This is a genomic window from Halomonas sp. BL6 (assembly GCF_006228115.1).
In the GTDB taxonomy this organism is placed as follows: Bacteria; Pseudomonadota; Gammaproteobacteria; order Pseudomonadales; family Halomonadaceae; genus Vreelandella; species Vreelandella piezotolerans.
In genome coordinates, this window is the sequence record NZ_VDGL01000003.1 from 364,062 (window position 1) to 382,483 (window position 18,422).

Below are 18,422 nucleotides of genomic sequence, written 5' to 3' on the forward strand. Positions count from 1 at the left end.
CAACAAGGGCTCATCAACACGACGCAACACACACAACGCAAGGGAGCAGACATGCAAACGATGAAACACGCCGCTTTCTGGCCAACGGTCACCTTGGCAGGATTAGTGGCGGCCACTCAGGCCAATGCCCAGCAAGAGGCAACTGACGTGGGGCAGGCGCTCAACGAGTCATCACCCACCATGGTCGTGACGGCGACGCGTAGCCGCAGCGAAGAGGGTCAAACCCCGCGGCGGGTGACAGTGATCACCCGTGAGCAGATCGAACAGCAGCTCGCCATCACCGACGACCCTGGCCAGGTCTTGAGCAACTTGATTCCCTCCTTTTCACCTAGCCGTCAGAAGCTGTCCAACGCTGGGGAGACGCTGCGCGGGCGCGATGCGCTGTTCCTGATCGATGGCGTGCCTCAGTCCAATCCGCTGCGCGATAGCTCTCGTGATAGTTACACCATCGACCTCTCCATGGTCGAGCGGATTGAAGTGATTCACGGGGCCAGCGCCGAGCATGGCTTGGGGGCCACCGGCGGTTTGATCAACTTCGTCACCCGTCGGGCCGAAGGGGGCGGTATTAGCCAAAGCGCGGGCATTAGCGTCACCATTGACGACGACCTGCACTCGGAAGGCCTGGGCAACAAGCTCAACTATCGCATTAGCGGTCAGCAGGGCGACTGGGATTTCGTGGCCTCGGCCACCCGCCAGGAGCGGGGCGTGTTTTACGATGGCGGCGACCGCCGCGTGGGCATTGCCTACCCCGGCGAGTTGCAAAACTCCGAAAGTTACGACCTGTTCGGCAAGCTGGGCTACTGGATCGACGACAATCAGAATATCGAGCTGTCGCTCAATCATTTCGATTTGGAAGAGGGCGACGACTACGTGCCCGTGGTGGGCGACCGTGATGCAGGCATTCCCACTAGCGCCGAGCGGGGCACACCCGATGGCGCCCCGGGCTTCAATGAAGTGACCACGGCTCGCTTGGCCTACTCCCACGCGGATTGGTACGGCAACGCGGTCGATGCTCAGGTGTACCACCAGCGCTTTCGGGCGCGCTTTGCCACCACACCGTTCTTCCCTTACCTGGACGGCAACGGCAATACCCAGTACGACCAAACCCGTAACGAGTCCGATAAGCAGGGGGCCAAGTTCACCCTGAACCGCCAGGGTATGCTGGACGACCGGCTCGGTGTGACGGTGGGGCTCGACATCCTCGAGGATGAAACCCGCCAAATGCTGGTAGAGACCGGTCGCACCTACGTGCCGGAAAGCCGCTACAGCAACATTGCGCCGTTCCTGCAGGGGCAGTTCAAGATCGCCGACCCGCTCACGCTGCATGCCGGGGTTCGCCATGAGCACGCCGATCTTGAGGTGGATGCCTACGAGACGATTGACCGTAGCAACGTCACTCAAGACAACGTCGCGGTAGGGGGCGGCAATCCCAGCTTCGATGAAACGCTCTACAACGTGGGGTTGACGTACCAGGCCACGGAGTGGGCACAGCTATATGCCAGCTACTCGGAAGGTTTTGGCATGCCGGACGTTGGCCGCGTGCTGCGGGGCATCAGCGAACCGGGCCAGGATGTGGATACGCTGCTTCAATTGCAGCCCATCGTCACCGATAACCAGGAAATTGGCGCGCGTTTCGACTGGGAGCGTTACGGCCTGGAAGTGAGCTACTACGAGTCGAACTCTGATTTTGGCCAGCGCTTGGCCGAGCAGAACGGTACGTGGGTGGGCAGCCGGGAAAAAACCGAAATCCAAGGGGTGGAAGTGACCGGCAACATGCAGGTCAATGACCAGCATGATCTGTCGCTCTCCTATGCCCATACCGAAGGTAAGTCGGACCAAGACGGCGATGGCAGCGTGGATACCAAACTCACCGGGATCAACATCGCGCCCGATACGCTCAAGTTGGGCTGGAGCGCCGTGTGGAACGACCGTCTCTCGACGCGCCTACAGGGCCGCTACTACTTCGACCGCAGCGTCGATAATCCGGCGCTCGACTTCGATGGCTACGGGTTGGTGGATGCCTCGCTGGCTTACCAGCTTCCCGCAGGGCAGCTATCGCTGGGTATCGAGAACCTGACCGACGAAGACTACCTCACTTATTACTCCCAAGCCGCTCGCATCAGCGATGAGTACTACTTCACCGGTCGTGGGCGCACGTTCACGGTTGGATATCAGCTGGATTTCTAAGGCTTCGGCGTCTTGTTTTTGTGCTGTCTAACGTCTGGCCACTCCTTCGATGGAAGGGGTGGCTAGCCGTCAACCAACTGAACGTGCATGAAGGAACGTGTTTCGTTCAAGCAGTAACACAATAAAAACCGCGCGATGTGACTAGCCATGGATGCGTGGGTTTACCTATCGATAGGTAAGTAAACCTTTCAAAAGGATGACATTCTGCGGGGGCTATATGAGCTACGCACAGGAGCATCGCTCAGCGAGCGATATCAGTCAGTGTGCCTCGGTGCATGCGTTACTCAACTGTATTATCAAAGAAGTCGCCATACCTGAACGAACGTTAGCGTTTCAATGGCCGAGCCATCGTCGCGGGTTACCTGAGGCGCTGTCGGGTATTCCTCTTCTGATCGAGTGGTCAACCTCACTGCACTTATGGGTGATGGTAGACCGCCAGTCGACGGTAGGTAGCCAGTATTATCTTTCCGATGTTTACTTAAAGAGTAAAGACGACACGACGTGGATGGCCGCTAGTGCCGAGATGCTCATCAGCCGTCTGCTCAAACATCTGCTGCGAGTCGATGCCGGCATCAATCAAGAGTTGGCGCAGCAGGTTCGTCAGAGTCGTCAAGTGATGGCTGAGATTGTCAGACATGCTGCCAAGCAATCTAACCGGCAGCCGCTAGCCGACTATCCGAGCAGCGAGCAAGGGTTATGGTTTGGCCATCCGAATCATCCCACGCCCAAAGCACGCCAGTGGCCTGATGACTGCTTGGCTGATGGCACGCCTTCTTACGCCCCGGAATATGGCGTCGCTACCTCGCTCTACCAGTTCTCCTTTCCCGCAGACGGGGTACGCGTTCTGGCCAACCGTGTTGAAGAAGAGGACGTCCTTTCCTACGTGGCAGACCAAGCGGCCGCCGAGAGCGGTGAACGCATCGTTCTGAGCATGCATCCGGTGCAAGCGGCCATGTTCAAACAATCGTCTGCCGTCAAAGCGCTGCTTCAGCGCAACGTGATCAGAGATCTTGGTCAAAGTGGTTTTAGCGCAGTGCCAACGGCCTCCATGCGCACGTGGTATATCGAAGAGCATCCCTGGTTCATCAAAGGATCGCTCAATGTGCGCATCACCAACTGCGTGCGTAAAAACGCGTGGTACGAGCTGGAAAGCACGCTGGTGATCGATCGCATCATGCATCAACTGGGTCGCTTGGAAGACCCTTCCCTGGCGACGCTACTCGTTGCCGAGGAGCCCGCCACGGTGCATTGGACGCCTAACGAGGGCAACGAGGAGCAGCAGCGCTGGTTCCGCGAACAAACGGGCATCATCTTGCGAGAAAATTTCTGCCGACGGTTTTCTCCTCAAGCCTGCTTGTTGACGGGGACGCTGTTTGCGCGTGATACGACGCTGGTGCCTATGGTGCTCCACTTCATTTCACAGGCGTATGAAGGCTCGCTCAGTACCGGTACCAGTACCTTGCCTGAACAGAACCAAGTGAGAGCATGGTTTCAGGCCTATTTGAAGGCGCTGCTGCCACCGGTGCTGGGGCTGTTCTTTCGGCACGGTATCGTCATGGAGCCGCACTTACAAAACTGCGTCTTGATTCATGAGGCTGGAACGCCCCAGAAAATGCTGTTACGTGACTTCGAGGGGGTCAAGTTGACCCGTGATAAGGGCACCGCCTGGTTGGCGGGTGAAGTCCTTCACCCTCGCGTCGAAGCCTCCATGATCTACAGCCGGGAGCAAGGTTGGAACCGAATCGCCTACTGCCTGTTCGTCAACCACATTGCGGAGGCCATTCTCGCGCTGAGCTGGCGACGTCCCGCGTTGGCGGATGCGTTATGGCAAGACACATCGACGGCGTTGCAGCATGTGCGTAGCCAGCTGGAGGTAGCCGCGCCAGAGCTCGATGCGCTATTGCAAGGCGGCGCGCTGCCCTGCAAGACCAACTTCAAATTACGGCTCATGGCTCAGGCTGATCGCCAGGCGCAGTATGTGTCGTTGCCCAATCCTTGGCACGCTCTTCGGGTCATGGGGCGGGAGGTGGCTTATGGCTGAGCCAAATGCGCTGCCACGTACGATCCTGTCAGCAATAGAGCGATACCGACAGCAGTGTAGCGATCCCATGGCCGCCTTTTTCTACGATCTGCCTGCCTTGGCCGCCCACGCGCGTGCCATGAAAGCGGCGCTGCCACTTGGAGTGGAGCTGTACTACGCCATCAAGGCGAATAGCGAGCCCGCCATCATCGATACCTTGGCCCCTATCGTGGATGGCCTAGAGTTATCTTCCGGTGGAGAAATCGAGCGCGCGTGCCGAAGTGCCACGCCACGGCCATGGGTGTTATCGGGGCCTGGCAAGCTGGATGCGGACATGCGGAGTGCCATCGAACGGGGCGTAGAGGCGTTTCATGTCGAAAGTCTCGGAGAAATTGCGCGTTTGCAGTCCATCGCTGCTGCGGTGGGGCGTACACAGCCCGTTCTTTTGCGTATCAACCCTTGGTTACCTGAATCGTTTTCCAGCCGTTTGCGCATGGCTGGCACGGCGACACCGTTTGGTATCGATGAAGCACAGCTCCCCCAGGCCGTCAGTGCCGTGGATAACGCGCCAAACCTAACGCTCTGCGGCTTTCATGTGCATGCCATGTCGCATCAAACAAGTGAGCAGCGCCATCAACAGTTACTCGCGTTCTACCTGGAGCGTTGGCCATCGTGGCGAGCGCTGGCCCGTTACCCCGAGCAACTGACTCAGCTCAACGTGGGAGGCGGCATTGGGGTGAATTATCGCCAGCCTTCCCACCAGTTCGACTGGGCTGGTCTCTGCCACGCGCTTGGGCAACAGCTCGACACCCTATCCGAACAGCCACGCGTTCGTTTCGAGATTGGGCGCTACCTCTCCGCCTTTTGTGGCTACTACGTCATGGAAGTGTTGGATGCCAAAGTCAGTCATGGTGAAGGGTTTTTAGTCTGTCGAGGGGGAACGCATCAATTCCGCTTGCCTGTGGCGCAGGGGCACGACCATCCGGTTATTCACTTACCCCGTGACCCAGAGCAGTCGAGCAATGGCGAACAACGCGCTTGGACGGTCGTGGGGCAGCTTTGCACCCCAAAAGATGTATTGAGCCGACACCAAGAGCTGCGTGGCGTCAGGGTGGGGGACTTATTGGTGCTGCCTTTGGCAGGTGCCTATGGCTACAACATTTCCCATGCGGACTTCCTTTGCCATCCCCGGCCATCTCAGCACTTTGTGACGGACACCGCTGAAGCGCTGCATTCTCGCCCCGGGCTTCGTCGCGTGTTGGCTGAAGGTTACTCAGGCTAATCGTTATCCATTTCTCTATGTTGTGAAGGTACTCCATGACGTCTCAAGCATCTTGGCTGCCCACGCGGGCGGTCATCGAGAACTCCGTTGTCTCCACACCCTTTTCTTCTTTGGATAGCTGGCGCCACTACCGCCGTATCGAGCAGCGTGTCATTGGTCAACTGCTGCAAACCCTGCTGTATGAGGATGTACTGAGCTATACCGTCGTGCCAAACCCGGCCGCAACGCGGGCTGGAGCGTCACGATTTTCGATCACGTTGGGTAGCCGCTGCTATAGCGTTGATGGGTGGGTATGCCACAGCTTCCATTTGATCCGCCTGGACCATACCACGCTCTCGGTGAGTGGCGCGCCGAACCAACCCGATACCGTCAGTTTGCAGTGCTTCATCACGGATCTCGAAGAGACGCTGGGGGAGGGAGCCATTCAGCCAGGCTTCGTCAACGAGTTGGTGCAGACACTCATCAAAGACACCCAATCGGCCACGTATGCGCTAAGTGACACTGCATCGCCTCAAACGTTGGAGGCGGATGCATTAGAGCGCTATTTCACGGATGCCCATAGTTACCATCCTTGCTACAAGTCACGGCTGGGGTTCTCCTTACAGGATAATCAGCGCTACGGCCCTGAGTTTGCTCAACCGCTGCGTGTCATTTGGTTGGCAGTGCCCAACCAGTTGGCTCATGCAAGTGCGGTGGACGGAGAAACCTGCCTAGGCCGGGCCATGGAGGAGGCCGGGCCTGAGGTGCTGGCGAGGTTGGAGGACTATCTCGAACGCCAGCAGCGTCGACGCGATGAGGTCGTGCTCATGCCCGTGCATCCATGGCAGTGGGAAAATGCTCTGGTCGAGGTGCTCTATCCCGAGCTTGCCAGTGGCGATATTGCCTTCCTAGGGGAGGGCGAAGCGGTTTATACCCCTCAGCAGTCGATACGTACCCTGGCTCCGGTAACGCGTCATCTGCCCTATCTCAAGCTGGCGATGAGTATCACGAATACGTCTAGCACACGTATCTTGGCGCGCCATACCGTCACCAACGGCCCCCTCATCACGCAGTGGCTTCAGCGGCTGATCGAGACGAATGAGACCGCCTCCTCTGCGGGTTTCGTCCTATTGGGAGAGATCGCTGGCGTGGCCTTGGATGAGCGCGCATTTGCTGACAAGCGCTATGCAGAGGTGTATGGCAAGGTCGGGGCTATTTGGCGACAAAATATCCGCCAATATTTACATGAGGGCGAGCAAGCTGCCCCACTCAACGGGTTGAGCCAGCTTACTCGCACGTCGCAAGGGGAGCCCTCTGACCCATTCATCACCCCCTGGGTAGAGCGCTACGGGCTCGTTGCGTGGACGCGCCAACTGATCCGCGTCACGACGCTGCCGATCATCCATCTGCTGTTTGCGGAAGGTATCGGAATGGAGTCCCACGGGCAAAATATCGTCGTCATTCATCGTGATGGCTGGCCTACACGCGTTGCCCTCAAAGATTTTCATGACGGCGTACGTTTTAGCAAGGCGCAGCTCGCCCGGCCCGAGCTGGCACCCAAGCTCGAGCCGGTGCCTCCGCGCCATGCCGCGCTCAATCGCAACTCCTTTATCGTCACCGATGATCTAGCAGCGGTGCGTGACTACTCTTGCGATGCCTTTTTCTTCATTGCGCTTGGTGACATGGCCATTTTTTTGAAGCGCCACTTTGGCTTGGAGGAGACGCACTTTTGGGCCATGGCGGCAGAGGTCGTCAAAGAGTACCAGCGCGAGCATCCCCAGCACGCTGAGCGCTATCGCTGTTTTGACGTGTTTACTCCAGAGTGGGAGGTAGAGGCACTGACTCGTCGCCGTCTCTTTGGAGACGAGCAGCCCCAGGTCAAAAAGGTGCCCAACCCACTGGCCGCCTATGCACCTGAAGGAGCGCGCGTATGTTGAGAACGAATCAGCTAAAGCGTGCGCTGCTAGAGGGCAGGGAAGTCTACGGGGTGATGGCCTCCATGCCGACTGCTGCCTCGATTGAGTTGATCGGAGAAGCAGGCTTTGACTACGTGGTCATCGATACCGAGCACGTTCTGATCAACCCAGAAACCATCGAACACATGATCCGTACCGCAGAGAGCTATGGGATGACGCCACTGGTTCGAGTGGCGGATACGGACCCCAAACAGCTGCTGCGCCTGCTGGACGGCGGTGCGCAAGGCATCGTGTTGCCCAATGTGGCGTCGGCCGCGTCGTTAGCCGACGCGGTGGCTGCCTGTAAATACGCGCCTGAGGGAGCAAGAAGCCTCAACGCCGGTCGCCCTGGAGGGTTTGGTAAGTCCTCTCTCGCCAAGTACGTGGGGCAAGCCAACCAAGAAACGATGGTCGTTGCCATGATTGAAAGCCACCAAGGCGTGCAGCAAATCGAAGCGATTTGTGCCGTGCCTGGCTTGGATATGGTGCTGGAGGGTGCGGCGGATCTTTCCCAGTCCCTGGGGGTGACGTGGCAAACCGACCATCCAGATGTCGTCCAGTCGCTCGAGCATGTTCAGCAGACGGCCCAGGCATTCGGGATCCCTTATTGCGCCTTTCTCCGCCAATCCCGCGCTAAAGCGCGATGGCAGGCACGGGGTGTTCGTACCTTCATGCTGGGAGATGAACGAGGGATTGCGTTTCGCGCGCTGCAGAAGAGCCTTCACGAAGCTAAAGACGTTTCACACTGATCGATGTTTTCACGTTACTGATACCGTTTTGGAGGTTAGGCACATGACATCCGTTAATGCTCAGCACTATGCGCAACAGCAGATTCTGCAATGTTTGGTCGATGGGTGCTTGGTAGAAGGCTTGCTAGAGGGGCTCGATGCGCAGTGGAGCATCGTCGGTGACGACGAGAAAGCACTGACTGGCTTGTTTGGTGGTTTTACCCGTGATCCCGCGCAGCGTCTTTGGCGCTGGCCAGCAAAGCCGGGTTGGCATGTCGCGATGCTGCTTCAGCCTGGTATCACGCAGGCTTGGGAGAAAGTGCCGCAGACGCCGGTCGTGTTGGTCGACCATGCCGCAGGTCAGCATCACGCTTTGTCACCTGAGGCCTTCATGCATTACCTCTTTGCTAACGGAGGCGGGGATGACGCAGCCCTAACCCAGGGGCAGGAGGTGTTTTTGCAGGCGCTCTCCGATACGCTTTGGCAAGCGACCAGCTCGGTGAAGCATCAGGTAAGAACGGCGGGTTTGCCAGCGCTTGCCACGGCTGATCATTTTGCTGTGATGGAGCAGTGGGCATCGCTGTTGGATCGCCCTTATCACCCCACGGCGAAAGCCAAGCAGGGGTTGAATAATCAGGAGTATCACGCCTATATGGCGGAGTTCAATCTGCCTATCGAACTCCGTTGGGTCGCCATCGACAATAACGCTTTGCTCAGTGGTGACGGTGTCAACGAAGAAACGCCGCTGCCAGTGCGCTGGCTCGCCAGCGAGACCAGCGCTGGGATGTTGGAGCAGGAGATGGTCGAGCGAGGCCTAGCGCATACGCATACCGCCCTTCCGGTACATCCGTGGCAGTACGAGCATGCGTTGCCCCATTGGTTGCAAGACGCCTTTGAAGCCGGTGCCTGCGTGTCACTCACGACCGTCACGGAACCCTGGCTAGCCACCTCCTCGTTACGGTCGCTTGCGCCCACCACGGCCAGTCCGCACTTTCTCAAACTGCCCATGGCCATTTACTCTCTGGGGGCTTCTCGCTATTTACCGGCCGTGAAAATGATCAATGGCGATCTCAGTGCCCGCTTGCTGCAGCAGGCCAAGGCACGCGACGCTCGATTAGCGCAAGGCCTCTATCTATGTGATGAAAGCAAGTGGTGGGCGTATATGCCGCAAGGGGCAACGCTCTTTGATGAAGCGCCTCGTCACCTGTCGGCCATGGTGCGTAGCTACCCCTCTGAGTTACTGGAAGACGATACCGTGCGTTTGGTGCCCATGGCCACGCTGGGAACGCCACTACCGGGTGGTGAGCACCATGTGTTCGATGACTGGTTAGCCGAGCGGGAGTGGCCTGCGAGTGCATCATCCGTGACAGCCCTCTTCGGCGAGCTGTGCGACCGCTTCTTCGAGATCAACCTACGCCTGTTTCGGTTGGGGATGCTGGCAGAAGTCCATGGGCAGAATGCGGTCATGGTCTTTAAATCAGGCCGGTGCCACGGCGTGCTGTTACGCGATCATGACTCGCTGCGTATTTGCGTTGAGCGGCTGGAACAGCATGGGATGCAGGACCCGTGCTACCGCATCAAGCAAGGTCACTCCAATACCCTTTACCACGATAGCCTGGAAGCCCTGCTGTTTTGGCTGCAAACCCTTGCCATTCAAGTCAATCTACGCGCCATCATCGACGCGCTGGTAGGCTACTACGGAGTCTCGGCGCACACTCTATGGGAGACGTTGGCGATACGGTTGAGAGCCCAGCTGAACGAGGTTGCTTTTGACCAACATGACCGGGATAGACTGCTAAAGCAGTTGTTCGAACAGGAGCAGTGGCCCTATAAACGCCTGATTTCACCCATCATCGAGCGAGCGGGGGGGCCAGGCAGTATGCCCTTCGGCACCAGCGCAACCTGTAATCCGCTTCGCCAAGTTATCGTTTCGAAGCAGCAACGCCACCAGGAAGCGGTCACGGAGCACTGAGTCAAAAGCCGCCTAGTAGATCTGCTAGGCGGCTATTCAATCAACATGCCGAATTAGCAAAACCAAGCGGGATGGTTTGCTTTCAGCGCTCGCCGCTTCTCGTCCTCCTGCGTCTGCTTTTCCTCTGCAGCACTCGCTAGCGCCTCTGCGCGGTGAGGAGGCACCACGAAGAGCCCATCGTCATCTCCAATGACCAGATCCCCTGGGGTTATGACACACCCCTCGATTGTGACGGGCGTATTGATTTCACCCTCTAGCGAGAGTGCCCGGGTGGTTAACGGGCTTGTTCCCCGTGCAAAGGTGGGGAGCGGCAGCTGAGAAAGATAGGCCCAGTCGGTGACCGGTCCATTCGTCACCACGCCCGCCAAGCTCTTTTGTAAGGCGGCGTAAGCGCGAAACTCCCCCCAGCAGGCACGTTGAACATCGCTGCCGACGTCGATCACCAGCACGTCGCCTGGGCGTGCCATGATCAGCGCCTCACGGATGATGCTGCCATCCACATGGGGAATGCGTACCGTGAGGGCCGTGCCTAAAAGCCGAACAGGGCGCTTGAGTGGCAGAAGGGTCGCGATGGCTCCGATATCGGTAAAATGTCCGAGTGTCGAGGTGGCAATGTCCTCGAATCGTTGCCGCTGCTGGGGGGTGATGTTTTCTTGCCGGGGAAGGACATGGAACATGGGACTCTCTTTGTTTACCTCGAGCGCGCTAATAGCGCGTGCGGTGAAGTAAATAAACGAAGAAGGGCGCGCCGATGCCGGCCACGAAAATGCCTGCGGGCAGGTCTTTGGGAAGAAAAGCGACCCGGCCCAGCAAATCGGCATATAGGACGATCAGTGCCCCGACCAGCGCCGATACGGGAAGGAGGCGTGCCATATGGCGCCCCACGAATTTAGACGCGATATGCGGCGCTATTAAGCCCACGAAACTGATGGCCCCTGCATAGGCCACCGCAGCGCCTGCCAACACCACAGCACAGGCCAGTAGGATGACTCGGCTACGTATCACCGCGACGCCTAGCCCTTGTGCCACCTGATCCCCCAGCGCCATGGCATCTGCATGGCGGGCGAAGGCCAAACATACCGGTGTGGTCACCACCAGCCACGGCAGTAAGCCATTGACGTCCCGCCACTGTGCCGCATAGAGACTGCCGGTGAGCCAGACGTAGGCCGACATGGCAGCAGCGTCGCTGCTAATGACGATCAATAGCGTGGTGCCTGCGCCCATGGCTGCTGCCAAACCAATACCCACGAGTACCATACGCGATGGGTGCAGCCCGCTTTTCCAAGCGAGTACAAAGACCAGCAAGGCCGATACCAGGGCACCCAGCATGGCAAAGAGTGGCTGCCAGTGAATACCCAAAGTACTGCTGAATAGCGCTAAAAATAGGACCGCCGCCAGTGCGGCGCCGCTAGTCATGCCGATGACATCAGGAGATGCCAGCGGATTGCGGACGATACCCTGCAAAATGGCGCCGGCCATCGCCAAGGCGCCACCCACCAAGATAGCCAATACGATTCTCGGTAGACGCAACTCCCAAACGATAAAGGCAATGTCGCTACTCTGCGGCGCTGCTAACGCCTTTAAAACGTCCGCGAATGAGGTAGGAAAGCTACCCAAGCTCAGCGATACGCCCGCGCTGGCAAACAGCAAAACGGCCAAACCGACGACCGTGAGCAGCGACCGATCGTCATGGCGCTGTTCAGAAGAGATAAAGGAGCTTGAGATATGCGATGTCATTGGGCTGCCATGTTGCGTCGCGCCAGATAAATGAAGAAAGGCGTCCCTAGCAAAGCGGTCATCACGCCTACAGGGATCTCCTGGGGAGCAATTAAAAATCGCGACGCCACATCTGCCAGCAATAGAAGGCTGGCGCCCATTAGCGCGCAGGCGGGCAACAGCCAGCGGTGATCGATACCAAACAGACTCCTCGCCATGTGAGGAACGATCAACCCTACGAACCCGATCATCCCTGACAAGGCCACGGAACTACCCGCCAATACGATCACGACGAGCCCAAGCAGCAGTTTGATCGTGGTGGCCTGTAACCCCAGACCTGTTGCCATGTCATCGCCTAACAAGAGCGCATTGGCATGACGGACCAGCAGGGTGCAGAGCAGGAGCGCTGCGCCAAATAGCGGTAATAAAGGAACTACCAGCGCAAGTTCTCGCCCAGATACCGAGCCTGCCAGCCAGTAGAGCACGCTTTCGAAGCTTTGCTGATCGATCACCAGGAGCCCCTGGCTAAAGGCGACGAACATGGCCGTCACGGCCACCCCGGCCAGTACGACGCGCAGCGGGGATAGCTCTCCGCGTCGTCCTCTACTGAGCAGAATGACTAAGAGCGCCGCCACCGATGCACCGCAAAGCGCCGCCCAGACATAGTGGGCAGGCGCTGAAAGCGGCAGTAAAGACACGGCCACCACGACAAAAAACATGGCCCCCGCGTTGATGCCTAGGATGCTAGGTGAGGCCAGCGGGTTGCGTGTGATGGTTTGCATCAGAGCCCCGGCAATGGCGAGGCTCGCACCCACTAACGCTGCGATGATCGCCCGCGGCAGACGCTCGGTGATGAGGATGATGTGCGCGACATTGCCGGGATCATAGTGATGTAAGGTTGACCAGAGCGCGTGCCACGCAATATCGGTCGTTCCTGATAGCGTGCTGGTTAAAAATGCGCTCCAGGTCACCACCACCCCAAACAGCAGCCCGAGACTTTTAGCGATGTGGCTATCTAGCATCCTGCGTCTCCTGGCGGCTAGCAAGCGCATCACCTTGCTCGAGGCCTTCAAGACCATAGTGGCGATACAGGTCATCGAGCATGGCATTGGCGGCGAGTATACCGCCGCCCATCATCCAGTTGACGGGGTCGACTTCGAATACCCGCTGATGTTCGACGGCCTCTAGCTGCTGCCACAAAGGGTGGGACGACCAGTGCTGGTAGTTATCGAGAATGGCGGGGTCCGGCTCCAGCAGCACGAAAATGACATCGGCATCCAACATAGGGATGTTCTCCGTGCTGGAAAGCTTCATGCCCCACCCGTGCGTGTTCAAGGTGTCGGGTTGTTCGAACCCTAGCTCGTCGAGAATATAGCCTGCAAAGCCGCCCGAGTAGATACGCAGGTGATCACTTTTGAAGCGGATCACCGCGACTTTTTGCGGCCACGCGTCTCCGAGCGCGTCTGCTATCTGTCGGTGAAAGTCGTCGACACGTGTCGCCCAATCGCGCAGTAACGCATTGGCTGCTTCCTCGCGACCTGTGGCATCAGCCACCAGGGTCAGCGTCTCTTTGAAGTCATAAACGTTATCGGCCGTGGCAGTGGGGGCAATGGCTGTCAGCAACGGCCGTATTCTCTGATGACGAAAATCCGTGGCCACGATGACATCAGGGTTCAGCCAAGCGATTTTTTCCAAGTTTGGCTGTGTTTCCAGGCCCACGTGCGGCACGTCGTTTAATTCGTCGCGCAGGTAGCGATACATGGGTTTTTCCAACCATGAGTCCACCACGCCAATGGGAGTGATCCCCAAGGCGACGGCGCTATCGGTGGCTCCTTGGTAAAGCGTTACGACGCGTTCAACGGAGGATGTTTGGCTCCTAAGGGGTTGGGCGGCACAGGTAGCGCCCATCAAGCTCACGACGAAGGCAATGCTCAGCAGCGTTTTGCCCAATGAAGGTCGCCATGTGATTTGGTGCGTTTGAAAGGGGATCATTTGGCTCTTCCTTGAAGCGACGTTTGCGGCTGGCCGTTTGAGGAGGAAGGTATCGCCATGTTCAACGAGGCACCTGTGCGCCCCAGCATCCACGCCAAAGGTAGACAGGCCAGCGCGATACCCGCCAAGACAAAAAAGGCCACATGCAGGGCAGAGGCACTGGCCTCGGAGTAGGCGGTGCCCAGGTCCAGGGAGGCGCGAACACTCATGTCGTAGTAGACCGATAGGGCGACCACCCCGAGTGAGGAGACGAGTCGACGCGCCATGTTGTTCATGGCCGAGGCCTGGGCCACTTGCTGCTCAGGAAGATCTTTCATGCCCACCGTGGTCGCCGGTAAGTAAGCGAACCCCAACCCCATGCCGCGAAGCCCCATCCAGGCTGCGATGATCCAAACGGAGGTCGCCGCGCTCAGCGTGCCGAGGCCTATCAAGCTGATGACCGTGGCAATCAGGCCTAAACCAATACACCATTGAGGGGGTGCCCGGTCGATACAGCGGCCTGCAATGGGCGAACAGGCAGCGGCAGCCAGCGCAGTGGCGAGAAACACGAGGCCTGTCGTCAGCGGGCTAAAGCCCAGCGTGTTCTGCATCCACAGAGGGATTAACAAGATGCATCCAAACAGGATGATCGATTGCAAACAGGCGAGCAGCACGCTGTAGCGAAAGCGAGGGTGGTGAAACAGTGACAGGTCGAGTAGCGGCTGAGCTTGCTGTCGCTCGACGCGTATGAAAAGCGTTAACGCGATGGCACCTAGCAGGAGCGGTACGAGAGTAGCGGGACGCAACAGGTCTGATAACGTTTCAACGCCGTTGAGAGACAGCAGTACGCCCCCGATACCCAGCGTGATGAGACAAAAGCCCGGTAAGTCAAACTGGCGTCGAGGCGGCCGCGAGTCGGCGGATAAATAACGATAGCCGCATATCAGCCCTAGGATCGCGAAGGGCATATTCATCAAAAACAGGGCGCGCCAGTGGCTGACCTCCAGCAGTAGCCCTCCCACCGTCGGTCCGATGGCGGGCGCCATCATCACGGCAAAGCCCCACACACCGCTGGCCCGTCCCCGCTGTTCGCGCGGGTAAGCAGAAAAAATCAACGACAGAGACAGCGGAATCATCAAGCCAGCGGCGATTCCTTGCACGCCTCGGGCTACGATGATGCCATTGAGATGTGGCGCTAAGGCACCCAGCCCCGAGCCGGCCAAAAAACCGCACAGGCCCACGAGGTAAACCGTTTTTCGCCCCCATCTGCCCGCTAAATAGCCCGTTAGCGGCATTGTCATCGCCATGGCAATCATAAAGATGGTCACCACCCAGCTGACCTGGGTGGCGCTTGCGTTAAACGTCACCATGAGGTCTGCGACGGCTAGGTTAAGAGCGCTGTTATTGAGGCTGACGGTAAAGGTGCCCAGTAGCACGCTGATCAGCACTTTTTTGCCGTTGGAGGTCGCGTTCGGCATGAAACCCGCTTTCTGAGATGTCATGGGGATATGGCAAAGCAGACGTGCTGCTATGACGCCTTAGCCAGAGGGGGATGATGCCATGTTAAAGGTATTTAATGCAAATAGTTATCAGTTGTGATTGGGCGGGGGTGCGTCAGTCGCCGCGCTCTCAAAGGAGAGCAGCCGCTACCTCTACTGCACCAAACATCGCCACCCCGGCGGCCACCGGCCAGCCCAGTGAGCGCAGCCGTAGCCACACCAATAGCGTGACGCCAAGGCCTATCGCTGTGGCGAGCCAAGAGATGGCGTTGGGGTTGACCGGTACGATCGAGACGCCCAACACGGCGGCAATCATCATCGGGCCCAGAATCACCAGCCATTGGGGCATGGCATTCATGCCCGCTGCGCTACCAAGACGGCGCTGCATCCATAAAAAGGGCACCACTCGCATCAGCAACGTGCCGAGTGCGCAGATAATGACGGCGATCCACATGGTGCTGCTCATGGGCGGCTCCTCCGTGGTTGGAACGTGACCGTATAAAAGCACAGCGCGCCGCAGGCGGCGGCCAGCGGAATCGCGACATTACTCCACCCGGCCAAGTTCAAGGCCAGCGCGGCAAGGATGGTACACAGCATGGCGGCGGCCCAGCGCTGGTCGGTAAAGCGCGGTGCCACCATGGTAAGAAATAGGGCTGGAAGGGCGAAGGGCATGATCTCCCCCAGCAGCGGCCAGCGGGCGGTGACCGCCTCGCCGCCGGACGCGCCGACGATGGTACCGATGATCCACACCGCCCACGCCAGCAGCGAGGCACCCACGAACCAACTGAACCGCTTGACTTCCGGTAGCTGGGGTAGCCGTGTGAGTGCCAAGGCAAAGACTTGGTCGGTCAGGCCGTGCATCAACCAAGGCCAGTGGCGGCTGCGGGGCAGCAGCGCGGCCAAATTGGGGCCGTACACCACGTGGCGCACGTTGATGAGCAGCGTCATGATGACCACCAGCCACAGCGGTGCGCCCGCGGCAATCATGCCCACGAACAGAAACTGCGACGCACCCGCATAGATCAGTGCTGAAATGGCGGCGGCTTCCCAGGTGGTAAAACCGGCCTGCGTCGCGACCAAACCAAACGAGAGCGCGACTGGAATATAGCCGCCTAGTAGCGGAATGGCTTCACGCACACCCTGTAAGGCAGAGCGCAGCGATGAGTGCTGGGCGTTAACGGTGTGATCGGCTGGCTGGCTCATGAGCGGGTGCCCTCTAGCCCGTAGGTGACGGTGAGCAGCAGAGTGGCTTCTGCCGCCTGAGTGCGGTAAAGGTGTGGCTGATCGGCGGGGAAAGTGACGCTATCGCCGGGAGCGAGCGAGAGCGTTGCGCCTTCTGGTCCGGCTTCCAAATAGCCGCTGATCAGCGTCAGCGTCTCTTGGGTGCCCGGTGTGTGGGCCTCGGCGTGGCGCAGGGTGTGGGGCGCGCAGCGCATCCAGTAGGCATCTACCTGTGGTGCGCCTTTACCTTGGTCAATCAATTGTACCTGCACGCCATCCTCGCCGAGCGGCACGCTAATCGGTGCAACTAGGGTGCCAAACGGAACGTTGAGTTGGACGGCCAGCCGCCAGATCGTGTCGAGCGTCGGGTTGCCATTGCCTTGCTCTAAGCGGCATAGGTTGGATTTCGCGATGCCCGCCGCGTTGGCAAGTTGCGAGAGCGATAAATCCTGCGCTTTACGAAGCGCTTGGAGGTGTTGGCCTAGCGTAACAAGAGAGTGCTCGTCCATGGACGTCCTCGCTGTTCCTTTTATAGAACGTTCTATATAAGGAACACCGATCTGTCAATCGACGAGCCACAAAGGAGCGTTAATCAGGCTTGCGCGCTCGACAGGCGGCGGCGGTAAACAGCACATCGGTGGAGGAGTTGAGCGCCGTTTCGGTAGAGTCTTGCACCACGCTAATCACAAAGCCAATGGCGACGGCCTGCATGGCCACTTCGGTCGGAATGCCGAACAGGCTGGCGGCCATGGGAATCAGCATCAACGAACCGCCCGCCACGCCAGACACACCGCAGGCCGCCAGCGCCGATACGATGCAGAGCAGCAGCGCGGTGGGGAAATCCACGCTAATTCCCAGGGTGTGCGTAGTCGCCAGCGTAATCACGGTAATGGTGATCGCCGCCCCGCACATATTGATGGTGGCACCTAATGGAATAGAGATCGCGTAGGTGTCGGCATCCAGGTCCAAGTGGCGGCAAAGTTCCAGGTTGACCGGAATGTTGGCCGCCGAGCTGCGAGTGAAAAACGCCGTAATGGCGCTGCCCCGCAGGCAGGCAAACACCAGCGGGTAAGGATTTTGGCGGGTAGCCAAGTAGACCAATAGCGGGTTACTTACTAGCGCGACGAACAGCATACAGCCAACGATCACCCCCAATAGCTGGGCGTAGTTCAGCAGAGCCTGAACGCCAGACTCCGCGAGTGTACCGGCCACTAGACCGAAGATACCCAGGGGGGCCAGGCGAATCACCAGGGTGACGATACGCGTAATGGCCGCCGATAAATCGCTCAGCGCTTGGCGAGTCGTGTCGCTGGCCTGGCGAAGTGTCAACCCCAAACCAATGGCCCAGGCCAGAATGGCGATGAAATTGGCGTCCATCAGAGCCGTCACAGGGTTCGCCACCGCGTTGAGCAGTAAGTCACGCAGCACGGTAAAAATATCGCTCGGCGGGTTGCCGTCGACTTGTCCCGCATCCAAGGCCAGCTCCGTGGGAAGTGCGAAGCTTGCGGCTACGGCAATCAACGCGGCAATCAGCGTACCTGCGACGTAGAGTAAGAGCACCGAGCGAATATGGGTCGGCTGGCCCGCCTGATGGGCGGCAATGGCCGCCGCCACCAGTACGAAGACCAAAATAGGCGCCACGGCTTGCAGCGCGGCAATGAAAAGCTGCCCGAGAAGCGCTACATCGCTGGCTATGTCGGGTACGAGTAGGGCCAACAGCACCCCAGCGACAATACCGATGACGATTTGAGGAATAAGCCCCAGCCGTAACAAGGGTCGAAAAACGGTGGTAGCGGTGGCAATCATTGCGTGACTCTCAGGTAGTAAAAGGGGGGAAGCGATGCGGCGGTAAGCGCCACCGCGCCTGAAAGGGGCAGCATTCTATCAGTTGA

General features: G+C 58.7%; 15 protein-coding genes. 6 read left to right on the plus strand and 9 right to left on the minus strand.

Annotation, left to right across the window (positions count from 1 at the left end; translation table 11 throughout):
• Window positions 1-51 precede the first annotated feature (51 nt).
• The 6 genes from FHJ80_RS08410 to FHJ80_RS08435 all read left to right on the plus strand — a co-directional run bounded on the left by FHJ80_RS08410 (window position 52) and on the right by FHJ80_RS08435 (window position 10,123).
• Window positions 52-2,187 carry a TonB-dependent receptor gene (locus tag FHJ80_RS08410; RefSeq protein WP_139526560.1) on the plus strand — a complete coding sequence of 712 codons (2,136 nt, stop codon included), beginning with the start codon at window positions 52-54 and terminating at the stop codon, window positions 2,185-2,187.
• 217 nt (window positions 2,188-2,404) lie between these two features.
• On the plus strand, window positions 2,405-4,228 hold the full coding sequence (locus FHJ80_RS08415; RefSeq protein WP_139526561.1) for an IucA/IucC family siderophore biosynthesis protein: 1,824 nt from the start codon (window positions 2,405-2,407) through the stop codon (window positions 4,226-4,228).
• Entirely contained in the window at window positions 4,221-5,489 is a 1,269-nt protein-coding gene (locus FHJ80_RS08420) for a type III PLP-dependent enzyme (protein WP_139526562.1), read from the plus strand. Before FHJ80_RS08415 ends, FHJ80_RS08420 begins: the two co-directional genes overlap by 8 nt.
• Before the next feature lie 35 nt (window positions 5,490-5,524).
• The gene (locus tag FHJ80_RS08425) at window positions 5,525-7,405 is read left to right on the plus strand and encodes an IucA/IucC family siderophore biosynthesis protein (protein WP_139526563.1); all 1,881 of its coding nucleotides are present in this window, start codon (window positions 5,525-5,527) and stop codon (window positions 7,403-7,405) included.
• Window positions 7,399-8,172, plus strand: a complete 774-nt coding sequence (locus FHJ80_RS08430) for an HpcH/HpaI aldolase/citrate lyase family protein (RefSeq protein ID WP_139526564.1) — start codon at window positions 7,399-7,401, stop codon at window positions 8,170-8,172. Before FHJ80_RS08425 ends, FHJ80_RS08430 begins: the two co-directional genes overlap by 7 nt.
• Window positions 8,173-8,215: 43 nt before the next feature.
• Window positions 8,216-10,123 (plus strand): IucA/IucC family protein, encoded by a 1,908-nt coding sequence (locus tag FHJ80_RS08435; protein WP_139526565.1) that lies wholly within the window; start codon window positions 8,216-8,218, stop codon window positions 10,121-10,123.
• Between the two features lie 53 nt (window positions 10,124-10,176).
• Here the strand turns inward: FHJ80_RS08435 and FHJ80_RS08440 are convergent, their stop codons facing one another.
• From FHJ80_RS08440 to sstT, 9 genes are all read right to left on the minus strand, one after another.
• Window positions 10,177-10,800, minus strand: a complete 624-nt coding sequence (locus FHJ80_RS08440; protein WP_139526566.1) for an RraA family protein — start codon at window positions 10,798-10,800, stop codon at window positions 10,177-10,179.
• Window positions 10,801-10,828: 28 nt separating this feature from the next.
• Window positions 10,829-11,860: an iron ABC transporter permease gene (locus tag FHJ80_RS08445; protein ID WP_139526567.1), complete on the minus strand. Its 1,032-nt coding sequence runs from the start codon at window positions 11,858-11,860 to the stop codon at window positions 10,829-10,831.
• Entirely contained in the window at window positions 11,857-12,861 is a 1,005-nt protein-coding gene (locus FHJ80_RS08450) for an iron ABC transporter permease (protein WP_139526568.1), read from the minus strand. Before FHJ80_RS08450 ends, FHJ80_RS08445 begins: the two co-directional genes overlap by 4 nt.
• Window positions 12,851-13,831: an ABC transporter substrate-binding protein gene (locus FHJ80_RS08455; RefSeq protein ID WP_176558229.1), complete on the minus strand. Its 981-nt coding sequence runs from the start codon at window positions 13,829-13,831 to the stop codon at window positions 12,851-12,853. Before FHJ80_RS08455 ends, FHJ80_RS08450 begins: the two co-directional genes overlap by 11 nt.
• Complete coding sequence (locus FHJ80_RS08460) at window positions 13,828-15,288, minus strand: MDR family MFS transporter (protein ID WP_139526569.1); 1,461 nt, start codon at window positions 15,286-15,288, stop codon at window positions 13,828-13,830. The genes FHJ80_RS08455 and FHJ80_RS08460 overlap by 4 nt, the downstream gene beginning before the upstream one ends.
• 151 nt (window positions 15,289-15,439) lie before the next feature.
• The gene (locus FHJ80_RS08465) at window positions 15,440-15,775 is read right to left on the minus strand and encodes an AzlD domain-containing protein (protein WP_139526570.1); all 336 of its coding nucleotides are present in this window, start codon (window positions 15,773-15,775) and stop codon (window positions 15,440-15,442) included.
• Entirely contained in the window at window positions 15,772-16,512 is a 741-nt protein-coding gene (locus tag FHJ80_RS08470; protein WP_139526571.1) for an AzlC family ABC transporter permease, read from the minus strand. The genes FHJ80_RS08465 and FHJ80_RS08470 overlap by 4 nt, the downstream gene beginning before the upstream one ends.
• Window positions 16,509-17,039 carry a helix-turn-helix domain-containing protein gene (locus FHJ80_RS08475; protein WP_139526572.1) on the minus strand — a complete coding sequence of 177 codons (531 nt, stop codon included), beginning with the start codon at window positions 17,037-17,039 and terminating at the stop codon, window positions 16,509-16,511. Before FHJ80_RS08475 ends, FHJ80_RS08470 begins: the two co-directional genes overlap by 4 nt.
• A 79-nt stretch (window positions 17,040-17,118) precedes the next feature.
• Window positions 17,119-18,336, minus strand: a complete 1,218-nt coding sequence (gene sstT, locus FHJ80_RS08480) for a serine/threonine transporter SstT (RefSeq protein WP_139526573.1) — start codon at window positions 18,334-18,336, stop codon at window positions 17,119-17,121.
• Window positions 18,337-18,422 lie beyond the last annotated feature (86 nt).

Coding starts and splice junctions, on each gene's coding strand:
- FHJ80_RS08410 (WP_139526560.1), top strand. CDS start 52: ATGCAAACGATGAAACACGCCGCTTTCTGGCCAACGGTCACCTTGGCA.
- FHJ80_RS08415 (WP_139526561.1), top strand. CDS start 2,405: ATGAGCTACGCACAGGAGCATCGCTCAGCGAGCGATATCAGTCAGTGT.
- FHJ80_RS08420 (WP_139526562.1), top strand. CDS start 4,221: ATGGCTGAGCCAAATGCGCTGCCACGTACGATCCTGTCAGCAATAGAG.
- FHJ80_RS08425 (WP_139526563.1), top strand. CDS start 5,525: ATGACGTCTCAAGCATCTTGGCTGCCCACGCGGGCGGTCATCGAGAAC.
- FHJ80_RS08430 (WP_139526564.1), top strand. CDS start 7,399: ATGTTGAGAACGAATCAGCTAAAGCGTGCGCTGCTAGAGGGCAGGGAA.
- FHJ80_RS08435 (WP_139526565.1), top strand. CDS start 8,216: ATGACATCCGTTAATGCTCAGCACTATGCGCAACAGCAGATTCTGCAA.
- FHJ80_RS08440 (WP_139526566.1), bottom strand. CDS start 10,800: ATGTTCCATGTCCTTCCCCGGCAAGAAAACATCACCCCCCAGCAGCGG.
- FHJ80_RS08445 (WP_139526567.1), bottom strand. CDS start 11,860: ATGACATCGCATATCTCAAGCTCCTTTATCTCTTCTGAACAGCGCCAT.
- FHJ80_RS08450 (WP_139526568.1), bottom strand. CDS start 12,861: ATGCTAGATAGCCACATCGCTAAAAGTCTCGGGCTGCTGTTTGGGGTG.
- FHJ80_RS08455 (WP_176558229.1), bottom strand. CDS start 13,831: ATGATCCCCTTTCAAACGCACCAAATCACATGGCGACCTTCATTGGGC.
- FHJ80_RS08460 (WP_139526569.1), bottom strand. CDS start 15,288: ATGCCGAACGCGACCTCCAACGGCAAAAAAGTGCTGATCAGCGTGCTA.
- FHJ80_RS08465 (WP_139526570.1), bottom strand. CDS start 15,775: ATGAGCAGCACCATGTGGATCGCCGTCATTATCTGCGCACTCGGCACG.
- FHJ80_RS08470 (WP_139526571.1), bottom strand. CDS start 16,512: ATGAGCCAGCCAGCCGATCACACCGTTAACGCCCAGCACTCATCGCTG.
- FHJ80_RS08475 (WP_139526572.1), bottom strand. CDS start 17,039: ATGGACGAGCACTCTCTTGTTACGCTAGGCCAACACCTCCAAGCGCTT.
- sstT (WP_139526573.1), bottom strand. CDS start 18,336: ATGATTGCCACCGCTACCACCGTTTTTCGACCCTTGTTACGGCTGGGG.